This window comes from Nocardia altamirensis NBRC 108246 (genome assembly GCF_001612685.1).
Classification (GTDB): domain Bacteria; phylum Actinomycetota; class Actinomycetes; order Mycobacteriales; family Mycobacteriaceae; genus Nocardia; species Nocardia altamirensis.
The window spans coordinates 13,332-33,003 of the sequence record NZ_BDAY01000079.1 but is presented as its reverse complement, the minus strand read 5'-3'; the positions used below and the strand labels follow the sequence as shown (position 1 = coordinate 33,003).

Genomic DNA, 19,672 nt, shown 5'->3' with positions numbered 1-19,672 from the left:
GGCGTTGTCGTTGTCCGACGGACGTCAGTCCTCTACGCGCACCGCGTATCCCGCGGTGGTGAGGGCGCCGAGGACGTCGTCGCGGTGGTTCGGGCCACGCGTCTCCAGGGTGAGCCACACCTCGACCTCGTCCAGCGCCAGGAAGGTGCCGGTGCGGGCGTGGGCGACGTCGACAACGCTGGCGCCGGTCTTGCCGACCACCGCGAGCAGCGCGCTCAGCCCGCCGGGCCGGTCCGAGATCGTCACGCGCAGTGCGAGATAACGTCCTGCCGCACTCAACCCGTGGCCGATCAACCTGGTCAGCAGCAGCGGGTCGATATTGCCGCCGGACAGCACCGCGCAGACCGGGCCCTTCAAGTCGAGATCCGCTGTGGCACAGCTCATCAACGCCGCGACCGCCGCGGCCCCCGCAGGCTCGACGATCAACTTCGCCCGCTCCAGACACAGCAGCAGCGCCTTGGACAGCGAGTCCTCGTTGACGGTCAACATCGTCGGAACATGCTCGGCGACATAACCGAACGGCACCTTGCCCGGCAGCCCGACGGCGATACCGTCGGCCATGGTGGCCATCCGCTCGACCCGCAACGGCTTGCCCGCCGCCAACGAACCTGGCCAGGCCGCCGCCTCCGCGGCCTGCACGCCGATCACCCGCACCTGCGGCGCCAGCTGGTGCAGCGCCACCGCGATGCCCGCGAGCAGCCCGCCGCCGCCGGTCGGCACGAGCACCGTGCCGACGTCGGGGATCTGTTCGAGGATCTCCAGCGCAACGGTGGCTTGCCCGGCGACGATGTCCGGGTGGTCGAACGGGTGGATCAGCGTCGCGCCGGTGCGCTCGGCGAAGTCCATCGCGGCGTCCAGCGAATCGTCGATCGTCTCCCCGACCTGCCGCACCTCGGCGCCGTACGCCTTGGTCGCCGCCAGCTTCGGCAGCGAGGCGCCCACCGGCATGAACACGGTCGAGGCGATGCCGAGCGAGGTGGCCGCCCAGGCCACCCCCTGGGCGTGGTTGCCTGCGCTCGCCGCAACCACTCCGTTAGCGCGATCGTCCGACGGAAGGTTCGCAATCCGGTTATAGGCACCGCGCGGTTTGAACGACCCGGTTCGCTGTAAGTTCTCGCACTTCAGCCACACCTCGGATCCGGCACGCTCCGACAGGACCCGCGACGCCACGATGGGCGTCTTCCGGATCACCGGCGCGAGCAACTTCGCGGCAGCCTCGATCTGCTCCATACCGACCAACTCCATGGCGCCCATGCTGCCATCCCGTCCCGGAAACGTCCCACCATTGCCGCGCACCTTGTCTGGTCCACGGGACATCCGGCTGCTCGGTGTGTCTCCCGGTGCTGCTCGGTCAGGCGGTTTTGGCGAGGTGGTGGGCGAGGGCGCCGAGCCGGGCCAGCCTGGCGTCGCCGAGCGGGGTGAGTCGACCGCCGAGGCGGTTGGTGACGAAGCCGAGGGACATGCCGGTCGCGGGGTCGGCGAAGGCGCCGGAACCGCCGAGACCGAAGTGACCGAAGGCGGACACCGGATCGGCCTTGGAGGGCTTCATGGGGACCCCGTGGAAGCCGAGCGCCCACGGGATACGCAGGGCCAGAACGTAATCGGGGGTGAACACCTGCCTGCGGGTCAGCTGCTCGATGGTTTCGGGACGAAGCAGCTGATATCCGTCGAGTGATCCGCCGTTGGCGAGCGCGCCGTACATCCGCGCGATGGCCCGCGCCGAGAAGACGCCATTGAGGCCCGGCATCACCGAATCGTGCAGGCGCGGATCGGAAACCAGATCGGCGAAGCCTTTCGGTGTGGTGTCCATGGCGGCCGCGAACCTGGTGCGCCCGAGCAGACGTGAGCTGTTCTCCCAGCTCATCCCGGCGACCGTGAGCCGGGGAAAGTTGGTGGCGATGCGACCGCGGTGCTCCTGCGGCACCCGGAACCAGAGTTCTTCGGCGGCAAGCGGTTCCGCGATCTCGGTGCGCAATACCTCGCTGAACGCAGTGCCGGTGACCCGGCGCACCAGCTCGGCGGCCAAGTGCCCGTAGGTGATTCCGTGGTAGCCGCTGGTGACCAGCCGCCGTGGATCCGGCTCGGCCGCGGCAAGCGCCGCCGTCACCGCCGCATCGTCGAAGAACCGATCGAACGAGCCGGGCAGCAGCCCGCGCAGCCGATGCAATCCCGCACGGTGGGTGAGCAATTCGCGGACGGTGATGCGCTCCTTGCCCGCGGCGCCGAACTCGGGCCAGTAGGTGGCGATCGGCTCGTCGCACTCGAGCTTGCCGCGCTCGGCGAGCCGGTGCAGCAGCGTGCTCGCCACCCCTTTGCTTGTCGAATACGCCATCGCCACGGTGTCGTGCGCCCACGGCACCTCGGGCCGGGCGAACCCGGCCCAGACGTCCACCACCGGCGTGCCGTGCAGGTAGACCGCGAGCGCCCCGCCGCCGTCGGTCGGACGCCGGAACAACCGGTCGAACTCGGCGACCAGGGCGGCGAACCGGCGATCGACGAACTGTGTTGCCGAAGCCGTCATCGAAATCTCTCTGTAGTACGTGTCGGATCCAGGATTACATGTCCATGCAGGGCCGAATCCGCGTGCACCCACGCGACCGGTCGGTTCGGTGAGACGTTTCCTGAGCGTCACACAGCGGACGGAGATCGCAACACGCCGCGCATAGCGTGTTCGCATGCCCTCGAGACGACGTTCGGCGCTGCTCGCGAGGTTGGTTGTCGACACACCCGGCCGCCCGCAAATCATCCTCGGCGAACTGCGCCGGGTGATCCTCGACGGCGCGGTGCCGCCGTGCACCCGCATCCCACTGCGCGAGGTGGCCGAGCTGTTCGGCGTCAGCCACATCCCGGTGCGTGAGGCGCTCAAGACACTGATCGGTGAGGGCTTGGTCACCCACGAACCGCACGGTGGCTACGCGGTGGCTCAGCTGACCGTCGCGGAACTGCGCGAGATGTACATCGTGCGGGAGACCCTGGAGAACGCCTCGCTGGCCGCCGCCGCGTTGCGCGCGACCGAGGCGGACCGCGCGGAGTTGCTTGCGATCAACGCGCTGCTCGAGCAGGCGATCCGCGACGACGATCCGGTTGCCTATCAGCGCCAGTCCCGCAATTTCCACATCGCGCTCACCAAGCCGTCGCGGATGTTCCGGCTGCTGCACATGCTGGAATCGGCGTGGAACATCACCGAGCCGGTGCAGTCCATGGTGCATATCGGCCGCGCCGACCGGGTCCGCCTGCACACCGACCACGCGCTGCTGCTCGATGCCTTCCTCGCCCGCGACGTCGACCGCTTGCTGATGCTCGCCGGACGCCATCACCGCAGGTTGGCGGGCGTTATCGCGACCCTGCCCACCGATACCGGCTTGCTCGCGCCGGAAGATATATCTGCCGCGCAATAGCCGGGCAATACTCGCGCAACGGGCGGGCAATAGCGGATACCTACCGTCGGTTCGATCACAGTTTCACCCTCGGATGGGAAACACCATGACCGATACCATCGCCCGGCCTGCCGCCGGCTCCGCGCCGCAGGCCGGCACCGCAGCGGCCGCATACGACCCTCGGCTCACCAACGCGGACCTGGCGCCGTTACGCGACCAGACCTGGGGCTCGTACAACATCTTCGCGTTCTGGATGTCGGACGTGCACAGCGTCGGCGGCTACGTCACCGCGGGCAGTCTGTTCGCGCTCGGCCTGGCCAGCTGGCAGGTGTTGGCCGCGCTGCTGATCGGCATCGGCATCGTCTACCTCTTCTGCAATCTGGTCGCGAAGCCGAGTCAGGTGACCGGCGTGCCCTATCCGGTGATGTGCCGCAGCGCGTTCGGCGTACTCGGCGCGAACATCCCGGCCATCATCCGCGGCCTGATCGCGGTGGCCTGGTACGGCATTCAGACCTTCCTCGCGTCGGCGGCGCTGGATGTGGTGCTGGTGAAGCTGTTTCCTGGCCTGGCGCCGTATGCGGTGGTCGATGACTATGGCTTCCTGGGTCTTTCGCTGCTCGGCTGGGGCAGCTATCTGGCGTTGTGGGTCGTGCAGGCCTGCGTGTTCTGGCGTGGCATGGAGTCGATCCGGAAGTTCATCGATTTCTGCGGGCCCGCCGTGTACGTGGTGATGTTCCTGCTCTGCGGCTACCTGATCGCGAAAGCCGGTTGGGGCGCCATCGATCTGAACCTCGGCGCGGTGCAGTACACCGGCTGGGATTCGCTGCCCGTGATGCTCGGCGCCATCGCCCTGGTGGTGTCGTACTTCTCCGGCCCGATGCTCAACTTCGGTGACTTCTCCCGGTACGGAAAGACTTTCGCCGCCGTCCGGCGCGGCAACCTGCTCGGGCTTCCGGTCAACTTCCTGGTGTTCTCGCTGTTGGTGGTCGTCACCGCGTCGCTGACGGTCCCGGTGTACGGCGAGTTGATCACCGACCCGGTGGCGACGGTCGCCCGCATCGACAGCACCTTCGCGATCGTGTTGGGCGCGTTGACGTTCACGGTCGCCACGGTCGGCATCAATATCGTCGCGAACTTCATCTCGCCCGCCTTCGACTTCTCGAACGTGAGCCCGCAACGGATCAGCTGGCGGGCGGGCGGCATGATCGCCGCGGTCGGTTCGGTGTTGATCACGCCGTGGAATCTGTACAACAACCCCGAGGTCATCCACTACACCCTCGAGGTGCTCGGCGCCTTCATCGGCCCGCTGTTCGGCGTGCTCATCGCCGACTACTACCTGGTGCGCAAGCAGCGGGTCGTCGTTGCCGACTTGTTCACCATGTCGAAATCCGGAAGTTATTGGTACCGCAAGGGATACAACCCGGCCGCCGTCGTCGCGACCGTGCTCGGCGCGGTGGTCGCGGTGCTCCCGGTGCTGGCCAAGGACGTCACCGGCATGTACACGATGGCGCAGTACAGCTGGTTCGTCGGCTGCGGTGTCGGCTTCGTGTCCTATTACCTGCTTGCCACCCGAACGACATTGATGGCGCGGGAGGTGCCTGCCTGATGCGTATCCGGGTGGTCAACCCGAACACGACGCGGGCGATGACCGACACGATCGAGCAGTGTGCCAGGGCCGTCGCAGGCCCCGGCACCCTGCTCGACGCGGTGACCGCCGAGATGGGACCCGCGTCGATCGAGAGTCACTACGACGAAGCACTCAGCGTCCCAGGGATTCTCGCCGCGATTCAGCGCGGCGAACAGGACGGTGTCGACGGCTATGTGATCGCCTGCTTCGGTGATCCTGGCCTGGATGCGGCGCGGGAGGTGGCGGCGGGGCCGGTGCTCGGCATCGCCGAGGCGGCAATGGCAACGGCGTGCCATCTCGGTCGGGGGTTCAGTGTCGTCACCACGTTGAGCCGAACCATCGGGCGCGCCCATGATCTGGTGGAACGCTATGGGCGGCAACGATTCTGCCGCGGTATTCACGCGTGTGAGCTGCCGGTGCTCGCGGTGGACGCCGACCCGGACGCCCGCAAGATCATCACTGAGGCCTGTCGAGACGCGGTGGAAGCCGACGGTTCCGACGCGATCGTGCTCGGCTGCGCGGGCATGGCGGATCTGTGCACGCATATCCGCGACGAGGTCGGGGTGCCCGTGATCGACGGAGTGGCGGCCGCGACGGTGACCGTGCAGTCCCTGATCACGCTCGGGCTGCGCAAGTCCGGTAGGGGCGAGTTCGCCGCGCCGCCACCGAAACCGTACTCCGGCCTGCTTCGCGACTACGGTAGGTAGCTCGGCGAAAGATCGAAAGCGCCGTTGCTCGTGGACATCCCACGAGCAACGGCGCAAGCCGGGGGAGGGATCAGGCCGCGACGGCGGTCCGCAACAGGTGCAGCGCGGTGTCCGGATCATCGACATCGACGACGATCCTGGTGAAATCGGCGCCCGCCAGCTCGATCCGGATGGCGCGGCCGTCGAAGCGGGTGTCCCAGAACTCTTTTCGGCCCTTGCCGCGGAACGTGCCCGCCGCGATGACGCCGGGGAAGAAGGTGCCCGGCGTCCGCAGCCACGGTGGCCTGCGGTCGACCTCGGCCCGCGCGACCGCGGTGATATCGGCCAGATCGAAGGTGATGTGCTCACGTAAAGCCAGCACCTGGTGCCCACCGAGCACCTGGATAGTCACGGTTGTCCCGGTGACCTCGACTTCGACCATCGCGCACCTCGCTTCGTAGAGAATTTGTCTCTTTCACAATGCCGGGCGGACCTGGTCATTTCCTGTGGCGTTGCTATGAGTTCTCTCAGGCTTCACCCATGCCCCTACGTAGATATGCGCATCTATGGAGGTAGTCGCTTCTTGATCAAGGCTCGGCCTCCGCGTGTGTCGATCCAAAAAACCGCATGGACGGTATGGGATTCTCGCGGTACTCGTGCACCACCCGTTCCTGCAGGTCCACCGCGTGCAGTCGCTCGTAAGAACCAGCCAGCGAGAAGAGGTGCCGGAGTCGTGAAGCTCGGGAAGGCCGCCACGGCGGCGGCCGTCACTGCCGCAGTCCTCGTCCCTTTCGATATCGGTGCGGCGAGTGCGCTGCCGCCCTCGGGTAGCTGCGCACACGGTGAGTTCCGGTGGACCGCGGCGGACGGCGCGATCGGCATGACGCCGAACACGCTCACCTTCACGTCCGTCGGTGTGCTGCGCGACTGCACCGGCGGACCCGAAAGCATCACCGGCGGCACGTTCACCGGCACCCACATCGCGACCTCGGACTGCATGCATCCGGCCGACGGCCCGATCACCGTCGACGTGCTCTGGTCGAACGGCGAGACGAGCAGGCTGTGGGGTCCATGGCCGGTCACCATGCAACAGCCGACGGTCGGGCCGCTGGAGGTGGTGGCCGGCCTCGGCGAGGGGAGGCGAGTCCGGATCACCGCCGACTACGAGATGACGCCGGACATGGTCGGCGGCTGCCTCGGCTCGGGAGTGCGCACCGGCACCGGCCGCCTGAGCGCGACCTCCTTCCCGTGACGCGCGTTACCGCTGTGCGTCTGCGGTGAACTGCCCTGCGCGCTCAGCGAGGTCGAGCACGCCTGCCAGCCACGGTGTGTAGACGTCTGGGTCACTGGCCAACGCGGCCCGGAGTTCGTCCGGCTGGATCCACACGTAGTCGGCGACCTCGGCCGGATCCGGCCGAGGCGAACCCGTGGTGAGCAGGCCGACCAGCACGTGGTCCCATTCGAATTCGACGCGGCCGGTGGACGAATCCTCGGCGTGATAGCGATAGACCCCGACCTCGGTGAGCTCGGTGGCCAAGCCCATCTCCTCGGCGAGGCGGACCGCAGCGGCGGCCGCGACCGGTTCGCCGGGCGCGGGATGGCCGCAGCAGGTGTTGGCCCACTGCGACGGGAACCGGGTCTTGACCGCGGCCCGCTGCTGCAGCAGCACCCGCCCCTCGCCGTCGAACAGCAGCACCGAGAACGCACGGTGCAGCTGTCCGGGCGCTTGATGCGCCTGCGACACCGGGCACGTGCCGATCGCGCGCCCTGCGTCGTCCACGAGCTCGACGGGCAGGGCCTCGCGGTCGGTGCCCGGCTGGGCGATGGTCTCGGTCACCTGCCCACCTTATCGGCGGCGATCAGGAGGTATTGGAAGCTCCCCTCCTTGTATGCGGTCAGGAACGGCTGCTCGACACCGGTCGCGAGCTCGGACTTCGTGCGCAGCTCCCAGTACGGGATGGTGGCTGCGGTGAGATCGACCACGTTGATCGGCACCAGGTTGTTCTCGGCCAGCGCACGGAAGTACTCGCTGCGCGGATGGATCATGCAGCCGTAGTGCGCGTCGATCCAGCTGACCGACGAGGAGCGGCCGCCGGTGACATCGTTGGAGCAGCCGGTGATGCACACGTAGCGTCCGCCAGGCTCGAGCAGCCGGGAGAACTCGTGGAACAGGTCGAAAAGGTCGACGTACATGGTGGTTTCGTTGGTCCAGATGCCGCGCATGGACCACGGCTCGAAGCCGGTCTCCAGCATGTTGCGGAAATGGAACTGCACCTTGTCGGTCACGCCGCGCTGTTCGGCCTGTTCGTTGGCGAACCGAACCTGGTACTCGGAGATGGTGACGCCGTCGACTCGGCAGCCGAACCGCTGGTTGGCCATGAAACTCGTACCGCCACGGCCGGATCCGCCGTCCATCAGCCCGCGGTCCGGCCTGACGTCGCCGAGGTGATCCAGCAGCAGCTGGGCCTGCGCGGTCTCCAGACGGTGCAGTTCTTTGACGATGCGCTCCTGTCTGGTCTCCTCCGGCCCGCCGAGCACCGAGAGGTCGGGGGCGCCGATGCCGTAGTGATGGTGGTAAAGCCCGTCCACCTCACCGAGTTTCGTGTTCACCCGGTCGTCGTTGGGGTTGTTGTTCCAGTACGCGGCGACGGACTCCTGGTAACTGGTTTGCAGTACGGCCCCGGTATCGGGATTGAGAATGGTCATGCCGGTTCACCCTCTCTCGTTGCAACACTCGTCAATTCGCGTCGGATTAACGTTCGGTTCCCGATTCGGTTGTGCCCGTGGGAGGTTGCGCCTCGGTACCGGCGAACGACGCGCGGAGCCATGGCGGCGCGGAAAGCCCGGATGCCACGGAATCCAGCAGGGCCGACAATGCTGCCCTGGTATCGGGATGGATCGGCTGGAACGGCACGCCGACGAGGTTCGGCACGCTGGTGATGCCCGGTGGTTCCGATCCGGTGGACGAGACGATCGTGCTCGGCGCGGGCACCTGCGGCGGCTCCGTCACGCCCGGCGGTTGGAGTAGCGCACCGGTACCGAGCCCTACGGGCCCGAAGGCCCGTGCGACGGTCTGTGGATCCGGCAGTGCCGGGGTCGGTGAATTCGCTTGTGGCTGTGTTGATTCTGCGTTGAGAGGTGAGGGGGACATGACGTTCGGCGCCGGTACCGGTGCGGTGTTGCGCGGAGTACGCGACGGACCACGCCGCAACGCGGTGGTACCGAGTCCGGTGGCGCCGGAGAGCGCGGCTATTTCATGCGTGGCCGGACGCGCGGAGGCACGGGAGAGCGCTGACATTGCTCATCCTCCGGTCAGACCGCTTGCCGAGCGACCAGGACGTTGTCGAGCACGCCGAGTGCGTCCGGCACGAGCACTGCGGCCGAGTAGTAGCAACTCACGAGGTAGGAGATGATCGATTGGTCGTCGATGCCTTTGAATCGGACGTTGAGGCTGGGTTCGTATTCGTCGGGGAGCCCGACTTGATGCAATCCGATGACGCCCTGGTCCTTTTCGCCGGTGCGCATCGCGAGAATCGAGGTGGTCTGGGTGTCGCTGACGGGGATCTTGCCGCAGGGGAAGATCGGTACGCCGCGCCATGCGGGTACGCGGTGGCCGTCGACGTCGACCGGGTCGGGGTAGAGGCCGCGTTTGCTGCACTCGCGTCCGAATGCGGCAATTGCCTTCGGGTGTGCGAGAAAGAGTTTCGTGCTGCGCCGCATGCTGAGCAGCTCGTCCATATCGTCCGGGGTCGGCGGACCGGTTTCGGTCGAAATGCGTTGTTTCAGGTCGCAGTTGTGCAGCAGGCCGAAGTCGGTGTTGTTGACGAGGTCGTGTTCGCGGCGTTCGTAGAGTGCTTCGATGGTGAGTCGCAACTGCTGTTCGGTCTGATTCATCGGGTCGTTGAAGAGATCAGCGACGCGGGTGTGCACTCGAAGCACGCTCTGCGCGAGGCTGAGTTCGTATTCCCGCGGTGATGCGTCGTAGTCGACGAACGTGCCGATGAGTTCCGGCTCGCCGGCATGGCCGGAGGCGATCTCGATATTCGCCTCGCCCTTGGTGTTCTGTGGTTTGTCCGGTGCAGCGGCCACGCGCGAGAGTTGCTCACGCAGCGCGGGCGTGTATTCGAGCATTTCGTCCAGCGCCTGCCGTGGCAGCACCAGCAGTGTGGTTCTGGTGACGGTCTTGACGGTGACCGGCCAGATCGCCGCACCGTCGGTGAGCGCTTCTTCGCCGAAGTAGTCGCCGCCCATGAGGATCCCGAGCATGGTCTGTTCGCCGTATTCGCCGGTGCCGATTTTGCTCAGCTTTCCGTGCACGACCAAAAGCACCTGATTCAGCGGGTTGCCGAATTCGGCGACCACGGTGCCGGGGTCGAGGTCGCGCTGTTCGAAGCGCTGCGCGAGGGCGCGCAGTATTTCCTCGTCGTCGAAGTCGCGTAAAGGCGGAAGTTCCTGCAATTCCAGGGGAATGACGCGGGCCTGCGCGCCGTCGACGACGAACTCGACCTCGCCGTTGCCGACGGTATGGGTGAGTCGGCGGTTGACGCGGTAGACGCCGCCGCTGACCTGTGTCCATGGCAGCATGCGGGTGAGCCAGCGCGAGCTGATGCCCTGCATCTGCGGTTCGGATTTGGTGGTGTGCGTCAGCTGATGGGCGGCCGACGTGCTCAGACTTTTACGACCGTTGGTTTCCGTGTGGACCGGCATATCGATGGTCATGCGTTGTCCTCACCTCGAGGAAGAGTTTCCGGCACAGCTATTTCATGCACAACAAATAAACGGGCGGTTGTGACCCGTGAAACCAGTCATTCGAGCGAATTGGCTTACGCGACAGTGCGTTCCAGACGGCTTCGATAGTAGGCCCGGCGTCGGCTCGCACGCAGCGAAATGGCCGATGCCGACGCGGATGGTTACGACACGCTGCCGATCGAATAGCGCCTGCGTAACAGCTTTGCGACGGGAGGTGGCCGGGCTGTGACGGTCCGGCGGCGCGTCGGCGTTATACCGCCGAGAGGGTGAGAGACAATGGGTTTCCGCGTATGTAATAGGCCACTGACCGGCCGCTGAGTGGCATGGAACTGCTCACAGCAGACACATAATGGATACGCGGTGTGGGAAGCTCGTCTGAGCACATCGCGGCACGGTTGTCGGGGCCTGCGGCGAGTGGCCTCCGACAACGGCGCGGAGGATGCGAGTCACGTTCTAGGGTAGGGCCAGGAGCGATCTTGAAGTTCAGCACGAAGGAATTGGTCGGGTCGGTGCAGCGGTTGGTGGCAACCGCGCAGAACGGCCTGGAGGTCATCCGCTTCGGCGGGTTGACCCATGACGTGGAGTCGTCGCCGTTCGAGGTCGTCGAGAGGAGGCGGATGTACCGCTTGCGGCACTACTTCCCCGACGACACGACCAAGGACCGTCCCGTCGTGCTGCTCGTGCCGCCGCTGATGGTGAACGCCGACATCTGGGACGTGAACGCCGACGACGGCGCCGTCGGCATCCTGCATCAGGGCGGAATCGATTGCTGGGTAGTCGATTTCGGCTCACCCGCCAGCGAGGAGGGCGGCTGGGAACGCGACCTCGCCGACCACGTGCTCGCGGTCAGCAGCGCGATCGACGCGGTGACCGAGGCGACCGGAAGCAGCGTGCACCTGATGGGGTACTCCCAGGGCGGCATGTTCGCCTACCAGGTCGCGGCGTACCGGTACGGCAAGGGTGTGCAGAGCATCGTGACCTTCGGCAGCCCGGTCGACGTCGTCGCTGGCATGCCGTTCGGCCTGCCCTACGGCATGGTCTCCGATGTCGCCGATTTCCTGGCCGATCACGTCGTGACCCGGCTGCCGATCACCGATTCGATGGTGCGCATCGGCTTCCAGATGCTCGATCCGATGAAGACCGCCAAGGCACGGATCGACTTCCTGCGTCAGCTGCACGACCGCGAGGCCTTGCTGCCGAAGGAACGGCAGCGCCGATTCCTCAACAGTGACGGCTGGGTCGGCTACGCCGGTCCCGCCGCCGCGGATCTGCTCAAGCAGTTCGTCGCGCACAACCGGTTGATGTTGGGCGGCTTCGTGATTCGCGACCATCCGGTGTCGCTGGCCGAGCTGAAGTGCCCCATCCTCGCGTTCGTCGGCGAGGTCGACGACATCGGCCAGCCCGCCGCGGTGCGCGGCATCGTGCGGGCCGCGCCGAACGCGGAGGTGTACGAGGCCAGCCTGATCGCCGGGCATTTCGGACTGGTGGCAGGCAGCATGGCGACCAACCACACCTGGCCGCTGGTGCGGCAGTGGGTCGATTGGCTGGAGCGCGACAAGCCGCTGCCCGAGGAAATCGTCCCGATGGCCGAGCATGTCGAGTCCAACCGGCCGCGTTCGGCGGCCACGCGGGTGGTGCACACCGCCGCGACCCTGGCCGAGGCGGGCGTCGGCGTCAGCAAGGCGCTGGAAGGCATCGCGAACAACACCGTGCGCGGCTCGGTCGAGCTGGCGGGCGAGGCCGCGCGGGCGCTGCCCCGGCTGACCAGGCTCGGCATGATTCAGCCGCACACCCGCATCTCGCTCGGCAGGCTGATCGCCGAGCAGGGCAGGCGCGCGCCGCTGAAGGATCTGTTCCTGTTCGACGATCGGGTGCACACCAACGCCGCGGTCAACGTGCGCATCGACAATGTGGTGCGCGGGCTCGTCTCGGTCGGTATTCGTCCGGCGATGCGGGTCGGCGTGATCATGGAGACCAGGCCGAGCGCGCTCGCGACGGTGGCCGCGCTGTCCAGGCTCGGCGCCGTTGCCGTGCTGCTCGCGCCGGGCAGCGAACTGTCGCGCGCGCTCGAATTGACCGGCGTCGACACGGTTGTCGCGGATCCGGAGAACCTGCGCCACGCCGCAGGCACCGGCGCGCGGGTGCTCGTGCTCGGTGGCGGCGATGCCCGTCAGCTCGATATTCCGTTGAGCGACAAGGTGATCGATCTCGAGCAGGTCGATCCGGCGCACGTGAAGTTGCCCGCGTGGTACCGCCCGGATCCCGGGCTGGCGCGCGAGCTGGCGTTCGTGCTCGTCACCGGCACGGGTGATCGGCTGGAGACCAAGTACATCACCAACCACCGCTGGGCGCTTTCGGCGTTCGGCACCGCGACCTCCGCCGATCTGAACCGCAGGGATACGGTGTATTGCCTTGCCCCGCTGCACCATTCGTCCGGGCTGTTGGTGAGCCTCGGTGGTGCGATCGCGGGCGGCAGCCGGATCGCGCTGACCCGCTCGCTGGACCCGGCGCAGTTCGCCGAGGAAGTGCACCGCTACGGCGTCACCGTGGTCACCTACACCTGGACCATGCTGCGCGACATCCTCGACGCCGATGTGTTCCCGGCCGGGCATCGTCATCCGATTCGGCTGTTCATCGGTTCCGGCATGCCAGCGGGCCTGTGGCGGCGCACCACCGAGCAATTCGAGCCTGCCAGGGTGCTGGAGTTCTACGCGTCCATCGAGGGCGACGTGGTGCTGGCCAACGTGAAGGGCGTCAAGCGCGGCTGCAAGGGCAGGCCGGTGCCGGGCACCGCCAAGGTGGAGCTGGTCGCCTACGACCCGATCACCGAGGAAATCCAGCTCGACAGCGCGGGTTTCGCCCGGCGTTGCGCGGACAACGAGGTCGGCCTGCTGATCGGGAAAGCCTCCGAGGGCGTTGATATCTCGGCAGGCGGGCTGCGCGGTGTCTTCGCACCCGGCGATTCGTGGATGCCGACGGAGAACCTCTTCCGCCGCGACAGCGACGGCGACTACTGGTTGGTCGACCGCAAGGACACCGTGATCCACACTCCGCGCGGTCCGGTGTACGGGCAGCCGATCGTCGACGTGCTCAACGACATCACCGCGGTCGACATGGAGGTCGCGTACGGGCTCGAAGTCGGTGATCACTGCATCGCCGTTGCGGCGGTCAGCGTGCGCAAGAACTTGCGGCTCGAGCCCAAGGACGTCACCGAGGCGTTGCGCGCCCTCGATCCCGACAAGCGGCCCGACCTGGTGTACGTGGTGGACGATATCCCACGCAGCTCCTCCTACCGGCCGTCCACCCGCGCGGTGCAGGCGGCAGGACGACCCGAGCCCGACCCCGACACCTGGTGGTACAACCGGGTTTCGGACGCCTACGAAATCCTCACCGAAGACGACGCCCCCAAGGTGCTCGGCGACCGCTGAATTCACCCGACTTCGTCGGTCTACCGCCCCGCTGATCCGCATTCGGCCCGTACGCGCCCGCGCACGGGCCGAATCATGTTCCGGTGCGGCGCGATTGGCCCGGCTCGCGGCGGCGTTCGAGGTCACCGACCCGCCCGCGCGCGCGAGCGGCCAGCGCCGTACCATCCGGGGCTGACGTTGCTGTCCGATTTCCGTTCAGGGGTACTTGGTGCGAACAAGCCTTATCTACCGCAACGCCACCGTGTATGAGCTGCTGATGCGTGCGCTGTACGGCCGGTACTACTCGGCTCGGTACCGCGCCGTCGAGGAGCTCGTGCCGGAGGGCGCCAGTGTGGTCGATCTGTGCTGCGGTCCTGCGACGTTGTACACCCGCTACCTGCGGCACAAGTCGGTCGACTACACGGGTCTCGATCGCAACGACGGCTTCGTCGCCAAGATCGGCAAGGCAGGCGGGCGTGGTGAGGTGTGGAACCTGCACGCCGACATCCCGCTGCCCGAGGCCGACTACCTGGTGATGCAGGCCAGCCTCTACCACTTCTTGCCCGAGCCGGGACCGGTCATCGATCGGATGCTCGCCGCCGCGCGCAAGCAGGTGATCATCGCCGAACCGGTGCGCAACGTGGCGAGCAGCCAGAACCGCGTGCTCGCCGCCCTCGGCCAGCGCTTCACCGCGGCGGGCGACGGTGTCCAAGCCCACCGGTTCACCGAGGAGACGCTCGACGAGTTCTTCCGCGCCTACGCGCCCCGCGTGGTCCGGCAGTCGTTGATCGCCGGTGGCCGCGAGAAGCTCTACGTCCTCAGCGCCTGAGGACACGCCGAGCAGAGGTGGTGCGCACAGAGTTTCGGCGCGTTCCACAACAGTTGTAGTCGTTGTGAGGGGTCTGGATCCTCTGTGGCCCCGGCGGGTGGGGCCGACAATTACACCGTGAAGTCGGTGATCGCCTCGACGACTCGGCCGACCTGGTCGTCGGTGAGGTCCGGCCACAGCGGCAGGCGCACCACCGTCGCGGAGAACTCCGCACTGCGCACGCAGGGCATCGGGGTGCGGCCCAGCTTGAGCCCTGCCGGGCTGGAGTCCAACGGGATGTAGTGGAACGGTGCGGAGATGCCGAGCGCGCGCAGGTGCGCGATCAGGTCGTCGCGGCGCTCTTCGGTGGGGGTGCGCAGGTAGTACAGGTGCGCGGTGTGCTCGCGGTCGTCGGGCACGGTCATCAGCCGAACGTCGTTGCGGGCGGCCCACTCCGGCAGTGCGGCGGCGTAGGCGTCCCACACCCGGTGCCGTGCGGCCTGGATCGTGTCGAATTCGTCGAGCTGCGCGTCGAGCACCGCCGCGTTCAACTCGCTCGGCAGATAGCTGGAGCCGATGTCCTGCCAGGAGTACTTGTCCACCGCGCCGCGCAGGAATCGGGCGCGGTCGGTGCCCTTCTCCCGGATGATCTCGGCGCGCGCCATCAGGATCTCGTCGGTGAGCAGCAGTGCGCCGCCCTCGCCGCAGTGCACGTTCTTGGTGTCGTGGAAGCTGAGCGTGCCGAGCGAACCGAGGGTGCCGAGCGCGCGCCCGCGGTAGCGGCCACCGAGACCGTGCGCGTTGTCCTCGACGATCGCGAAGCCGTGCGTGCCCGCCAGTTCCAGCAGCCGGTCCATGTCGGCGCCGACGCCGCCGTAGTGGATGACCACGACGGCTTTGGTGCGTTCGGTGACGACGGCCGCCACCGACTCGGGGTCGAGATTGCCGGTGGCCGGGTCGATATCGGCGAAGACGCAGGTGGCGCCACGCAGTGCCATCGCGGTCGCGGTCGAGGTGAACGCGAAGCTCGGCACGATCACTTCGTCGTCGGGCCCCAATTCCAGCAGCAGCCCGGCCATTTCGAGCGCGGAGGTGCACGAGGTGGTCAGCAATGCGTGCGGTGCGTCGGTGATCGCCTTCAGCTTCTCGGTGGCGGACGCGGTGAACTGTCCGTCGCCGTGGCTGTGGTCGGAACGGAGGACGGCCTCGAGGTTGGGCAGTTCGCGGCGGGCCCGGTAGGGGCGGCTGAAAATGACGCGGTCAGTGCTCAACCCGGTCGTTTCCTCTGTTCGATGTGGTCGTTGCTAAATGGCGCGTGTCCGCGGTGCCGTTGGCGGCGTGGTCCGCCGTGCCGTTCGCGAGCGGCACCGCTTGTCGGTCGGCCGGGCGCGGCGTCGGTGAATCGACGGTGAGGTACAGCGGCTTGCCGACGAGGATATGCAAAGCCACCCCGAGGTATTCGGCGATGAGGCCGAGCGAGAACAGGATCGCGCCGGAGACGAGCAGCAGCACGACGATCATCGAGGCCCAGCCCTCTGGCGCCCAATTATCGGTGGTGAGCGCCTCGTACACGATGACGGCGGCCATCACGCCGCCACCGAGCCCGAGCGTGACACCGAGCATGCTCACCAACCGCAGGCCGCGAGTTCCGCTGCACAGCACCATCTTCCAGAACAGCGAGAAGAGGCGACGGTAGTTGTAGCCGGATTCCTCACGGCCCTCGGCGCGCAACACCACCGGCACCTGCGCGACATTGCCGACCACCCAGGTGAGCGCGACATCGAGGTAGACGCCGTTGGACGCGACCTCGGCCAGCTGACGACCGATGGCGCCGCGGATCAGCCGGAAGCTTTCGAAGCGGGTGGAGTCGGGGAACGCGAACAGCGTCGCGAGCACCAGCTTCGCACCGCGCGAGGTGAGGTTGCGCAGGAAGCCGTGCGGCCTGGTGTTGGTCGGCTTCGAATAGACCAGTTCGGCGCGCTCGGCCAGCGCCGCGTCCAGGAAGTCGGCGATGAAGCGGGGATCGTGCTGGCCGTCCTCGTCCATCGTGACGATCCAGTCGCCGCCCGCCGCCGACATGCCCGCGATGGTCGCCGCGTCCTGCCCGAAGTTGCGGCTCAGCCAGATGGTGCGCACCTCGGGGTAGGCCTGCTCCAGCTCCTGCATGACCACGTCGGACTGGTCCGGTCCGCGGTCGTGCACGAGGATGATCTCGTTGATCTGGAAGGTGGCGCCGCCCGGCGTCGTGGTGGGGCTGGTGAGCTGATGCAGCTCGGCGACCAGTCCGCCGATGGTGTCCTCGCCCCGATAGATGGGGACGACCACGGATATGCCCTGTGGCCGGGGCGAGTGGCCGAGCGGCGCGGCGTCCGTGCTCGGCGTACGGGTGGTGGGAATCGGCATCAGCTGGATCGACTTTCGATGACGGTGCGTGCCGGTATGCCCCGCGGAACAGCAGAGCCCGAGCCGTGCAGAACTCTAGCATGGTGCGGGTTTCGGAATTCGGGGCAGGAACCCACACCGAGTCCGCAGGTCCCCCTATGGTTACGCGAGCTACCGCCGCCGCCGTACATCCCCCCATCATGATCGCGGCGGCGGCCGGATGCCAAGCAGCACACCGCTGTGTAGGGTTCTGAACTCGTGACGGAAAGTGCAGTGTCGAGGGTGACGCACCCGGGGTCCGCCGAGGTCACGACCACCGCAGGGGAGGTCGCCACCGGGGCGGCCGTGACCGCTGGTGCGAACGGAACCACTGCCGAGTCGGCCGCTCACGCTGCTACCGATCCGAGTGCCGTCGCCGCGGCCGAGACCACCACCGGATCGGACGACGGCACCTCCCGCCGCGAGATCTACCGCTGGGGCGCGATCACCGCGCTCGGCGTGCTCGTCGGCTACCTTGCGGTCCTGCTCGCCAACGCCAGGCACTTCTACACCGACGACACCGAATCCCAGTACACCGGACTGTGGATCGGCCTCGGCCGCGCCCTGCGCGACGGCACCTTCCCGGTGCTCGTCCCCGAACGGTGGATGTCGGGCAACAACACGATGGACGACGCGGGCCTGTTCAACCCGCCGCAGCTGCTGATCGATCTGATCGCGCCGTCCGTCGACAACATGGCGCTGTACGCCACCGTGGTCAAGCTGGTCTTCGCGATCATCGCCGCGCTCGGCGTCTACCGCATCTGCCTCGCCTACGGCGGGCGGCCCGCCTGGTCGGCGGTGGCGGGTGTCGCGTTCCCGCTGTCGGGTTTCTTCCTGTTCTTCGACGAAGCCAGCTGGTTTACGGCGCTCACCGGCACCGCCTGGATGGTGCACGCGTGGGCGTCGTCGGTGCGGTACACGCGTGGGCAGGGCGGGCCGATCCCGGTCTTCGTCTATCTGTATCTGACCATCTCGACGCAGTACATCTTCCCTGCGGTCGAGGCTGCGCTGATGCTGCTCGCGGTGGCGGTGAGTGAGCTTGTCCGGCAACGCAAATGGCTGCCGGTGCTGCGGCTGGCCATCGTCGGCGGGTGTGCCGGACTCGCGGGTCTGCTGACCTTCCTGCCGAGCATGCTCTCGGCCAAGGTGACCTGGCGCGGCACCATGGAGATCATCAACGACCAGTTCCTCACGGTGCCGTGGTCGGAATCGCTGAATGCCAGCCTGCCGAGCTCGATGCCTGCGTTCACCTCCTGGTGGGGGTACGTGCAGCCGATGCCGGTCACGTATATCGCGTGGTTCCTCGTTCCCGCGCTGGCGTTCATCGACTGGGGCCGTGCCAAGGAGTTCTGGCGCGAGCTTTCCGGGGTGGTGATCTTCGGGGTCATCATGCTGATGTGGTCGGCCGGGCCCGGCACCATCGGACCGCTGCGTTGGCCGGTCCGGGTGCTGCCGATGCTGGCGATCGCGCTGCTCGTCCTGGTGTGCGTGCTGCTCGGGCGGTACGCGACGACGAAGGATCTGAAGACTCGAAGCATCGCCGCGGGCGTGCTGCTCCTGCTGCTGCTGGTGCGGACGTTCTCCGCCGATCCGCATCAGGTGGTCTGGCATCTGCTCGCGGTTGCCGTGGTTGCCGCGCTCGGGGCCGCGGTGGTGTGGCTGGATCGCACCAAGGGTGTCGCGCTGGCGTGTGTGCTCGTCATCGTCGCGATGTTCCCGATCGCGTTCTTCCAGGTGCGGGCCGCACAGCCGACGCCGATGACCTGGAACCTGCCGACCAACCGCTCCGACGCACAAGCCGCGTTCCCCGACTTCCCCGGCACCACATTGCAACTCGCCGAGCGCGGCCTGCTGCAGCCGGGGGACAAGAGCCTCGACGGCGCCTACGGCTCCCTGGTTTTCGGCAACTACGCCAAGTCGCTGGAGTTGAGCTACGTCAACGGCTACACGCCGACCGGCCACTTCTACTTCGGTGAGCTGCTGTGCATGCGCTGGGACAGCAGCGTCTGCCCCGATGCGCTCCGGCGGATGTTCGCACCGGAGCAGACCACCAAGCGCACGCTGGTCGATCTGATGAAGCTGGATCGGGTTGTGCTGCAACGCGCCCTGTTCCCGGACGCGCGGCAGCAGCCTGCGCCGGAGGGCTGGAAGTGGGTGGACTACCCGGGCCACGAGCGCTACATCTCGGTGCTCGAACGAATCGACGGCCCGATCTCTACGGTCAACGGCCGGGTCGCGGACGCCAAGAACGTGACGGCGGAGTCGATTTCGGAGACCGACACCACCAGTCGGGTGCGGGTCAGCTCGCAGGCAGGCGGCAAGGTGGTGTTCGCCCGCCTCGGCTGGCCCGGCTATCGGGTGACCTTGGACGGCAAGCAGATTCCGATCACCACGGTGGCGAAATCGTTTGTCGCGGTGGATGTTCCGGCCGGAACCCAGAATGCCGAGCTGGTGCTCACCTGGCGTCCGCCCGGTTGGAAGATCGGTATCGGCGCGCTGGCGCTCGGTGTGCTCGGCGTCGGTGTGCTGCAGTGGCTGTACGTGCGGTCGCGGCGGCATACCCAAGCGCAGGCGTCGGCACTGTAGGGTCTGGAACT

Annotated in this window: 16 protein-coding genes; 7 read left to right on the top strand and 9 right to left on the bottom strand. The window is 67.2% G+C overall.

Translation table 11 applies throughout. The features are described 5' to 3' along the window. Nucleotides 1-24: 24 nt before the first annotated feature. Together ilvA and NA11_RS33870 are read right to left on the bottom strand one after the other, a co-directional pair. Nucleotides 25-1,254, bottom strand: a complete 1,230-nt coding sequence (ilvA, locus tag NA11_RS33875; RefSeq protein WP_084655289.1) for a threonine ammonia-lyase — start codon at nucleotides 1,252-1,254, stop codon at nucleotides 25-27. Between the two features lie 97 nt (nucleotides 1,255-1,351). After that, nucleotides 1,352-2,521, bottom strand: coding sequence for a serine hydrolase domain-containing protein (locus NA11_RS33870; protein ID WP_069166136.1), 1,170 nt, complete (start codon nucleotides 2,519-2,521; stop codon nucleotides 1,352-1,354). Between the two features lie 154 nt (nucleotides 2,522-2,675). Between NA11_RS33870 and NA11_RS33865 the strand changes: the two genes are divergently transcribed. The 3 genes from NA11_RS33865 to NA11_RS33855 all read left to right on the top strand — a co-directional run bounded on the left by NA11_RS33865 (nucleotide 2,676) and on the right by NA11_RS33855 (nucleotide 5,711). After that, nucleotides 2,676-3,398, top strand: a complete 723-nt coding sequence (locus NA11_RS33865) for a GntR family transcriptional regulator (protein ID WP_069166135.1) — start codon at nucleotides 2,676-2,678, stop codon at nucleotides 3,396-3,398. Nucleotides 3,399-3,483: 85 nt separating this feature from the next. Continuing rightward, complete coding sequence (locus NA11_RS33860) at nucleotides 3,484-4,983, top strand: NCS1 family nucleobase:cation symporter-1 (protein ID WP_069166164.1); 1,500 nt, start codon at nucleotides 3,484-3,486, stop codon at nucleotides 4,981-4,983. Continuing rightward, nucleotides 4,983-5,711, top strand: coding sequence for an aspartate/glutamate racemase family protein (locus NA11_RS33855; protein ID WP_069166134.1), 729 nt, complete (start codon nucleotides 4,983-4,985; stop codon nucleotides 5,709-5,711). The genes NA11_RS33860 and NA11_RS33855 overlap by 1 nt, the downstream gene beginning before the upstream one ends. Nucleotides 5,712-5,781: 70 nt before the next feature. Here the strand turns inward: NA11_RS33855 and NA11_RS33850 are convergent, their stop codons facing one another. Beyond that, a complete protein-coding gene (locus NA11_RS33850; RefSeq protein ID WP_069166133.1) occupies nucleotides 5,782-6,132 on the bottom strand; it encodes a hypothetical protein in 351 nt (116 codons plus the stop codon). A 291-nt stretch (nucleotides 6,133-6,423) separates the two neighbouring features. Here NA11_RS33850 and NA11_RS33845 point away from each other — a divergent pair, with 291 nt between their 5' ends. Continuing rightward, nucleotides 6,424-6,942, top strand: a complete 519-nt coding sequence (locus NA11_RS33845; RefSeq protein WP_069166132.1) for a hypothetical protein — start codon at nucleotides 6,424-6,426, stop codon at nucleotides 6,940-6,942. A gap of 6 nt (nucleotides 6,943-6,948) precedes the next feature. On the opposite strand, the gene idi is transcribed toward NA11_RS33845, so the two are convergent. The 4 genes from idi to NA11_RS33825 are packed head-to-tail and all read right to left on the bottom strand — an operon-like array spanning nucleotide 6,949 to nucleotide 10,409. Then, nucleotides 6,949-7,527 carry an isopentenyl-diphosphate Delta-isomerase gene (idi, locus tag NA11_RS33840; RefSeq protein ID WP_069166131.1) on the bottom strand — a complete coding sequence of 193 codons (579 nt, stop codon included), beginning with the start codon at nucleotides 7,525-7,527 and terminating at the stop codon, nucleotides 6,949-6,951. Further along, on the bottom strand, nucleotides 7,524-8,396 hold the full coding sequence (locus NA11_RS33835) for a geranyl diphosphate 2-C-methyltransferase (RefSeq protein ID WP_069166130.1): 873 nt from the start codon (nucleotides 8,394-8,396) through the stop codon (nucleotides 7,524-7,526). The genes idi and NA11_RS33835 overlap by 4 nt, the downstream gene beginning before the upstream one ends. A 46-nt stretch (nucleotides 8,397-8,442) precedes the next feature. Continuing rightward, nucleotides 8,443-8,988 (bottom strand): hypothetical protein, encoded by a 546-nt coding sequence (locus NA11_RS45155; RefSeq protein ID WP_141717994.1) that lies wholly within the window; start codon nucleotides 8,986-8,988, stop codon nucleotides 8,443-8,445. Between the two features lie 14 nt (nucleotides 8,989-9,002). Next, nucleotides 9,003-10,409 carry a family 2B encapsulin nanocompartment shell protein gene (locus NA11_RS33825; protein ID WP_069166128.1) on the bottom strand — a complete coding sequence of 469 codons (1,407 nt, stop codon included), beginning with the start codon at nucleotides 10,407-10,409 and terminating at the stop codon, nucleotides 9,003-9,005. 506 nt (nucleotides 10,410-10,915) lie between these two features. Here NA11_RS33825 and NA11_RS33820 point away from each other — a divergent pair. Next, on the top strand, nucleotides 10,916-13,867 hold the full coding sequence (locus NA11_RS33820; protein WP_174567770.1) for an acyl-CoA synthetase: 2,952 nt from the start codon (nucleotides 10,916-10,918) through the stop codon (nucleotides 13,865-13,867). Nucleotides 13,868-14,075: 208 nt separating this feature from the next. After that, on the top strand, nucleotides 14,076-14,675 hold the full coding sequence (locus tag NA11_RS33815; protein ID WP_069166127.1) for a class I SAM-dependent methyltransferase: 600 nt from the start codon (nucleotides 14,076-14,078) through the stop codon (nucleotides 14,673-14,675). 110 nt (nucleotides 14,676-14,785) lie between these two features. On the opposite strand, the gene rffA is transcribed toward NA11_RS33815, so the two are convergent. After that, nucleotides 14,786-15,925, bottom strand: a complete 1,140-nt coding sequence (rffA, locus tag NA11_RS33810) for a dTDP-4-amino-4,6-dideoxygalactose transaminase (protein ID WP_069166126.1) — start codon at nucleotides 15,923-15,925, stop codon at nucleotides 14,786-14,788. Next, on the bottom strand, nucleotides 15,915-17,057 hold the full coding sequence (locus tag NA11_RS33805; protein ID WP_069166125.1) for a glycosyltransferase: 1,143 nt from the start codon (nucleotides 17,055-17,057) through the stop codon (nucleotides 15,915-15,917). The genes rffA and NA11_RS33805 overlap by 11 nt, the downstream gene beginning before the upstream one ends. A gap of 444 nt (nucleotides 17,058-17,501) precedes the next feature. Between NA11_RS33805 and NA11_RS33800 the strand changes: the two genes are divergently transcribed. After that, nucleotides 17,502-19,661 (top strand): hypothetical protein, encoded by a 2,160-nt coding sequence (locus NA11_RS33800; RefSeq protein WP_069166162.1) that lies wholly within the window; start codon nucleotides 17,502-17,504, stop codon nucleotides 19,659-19,661. The last annotated feature ends 11 nt before the right edge of the window (nucleotides 19,662-19,672 follow it).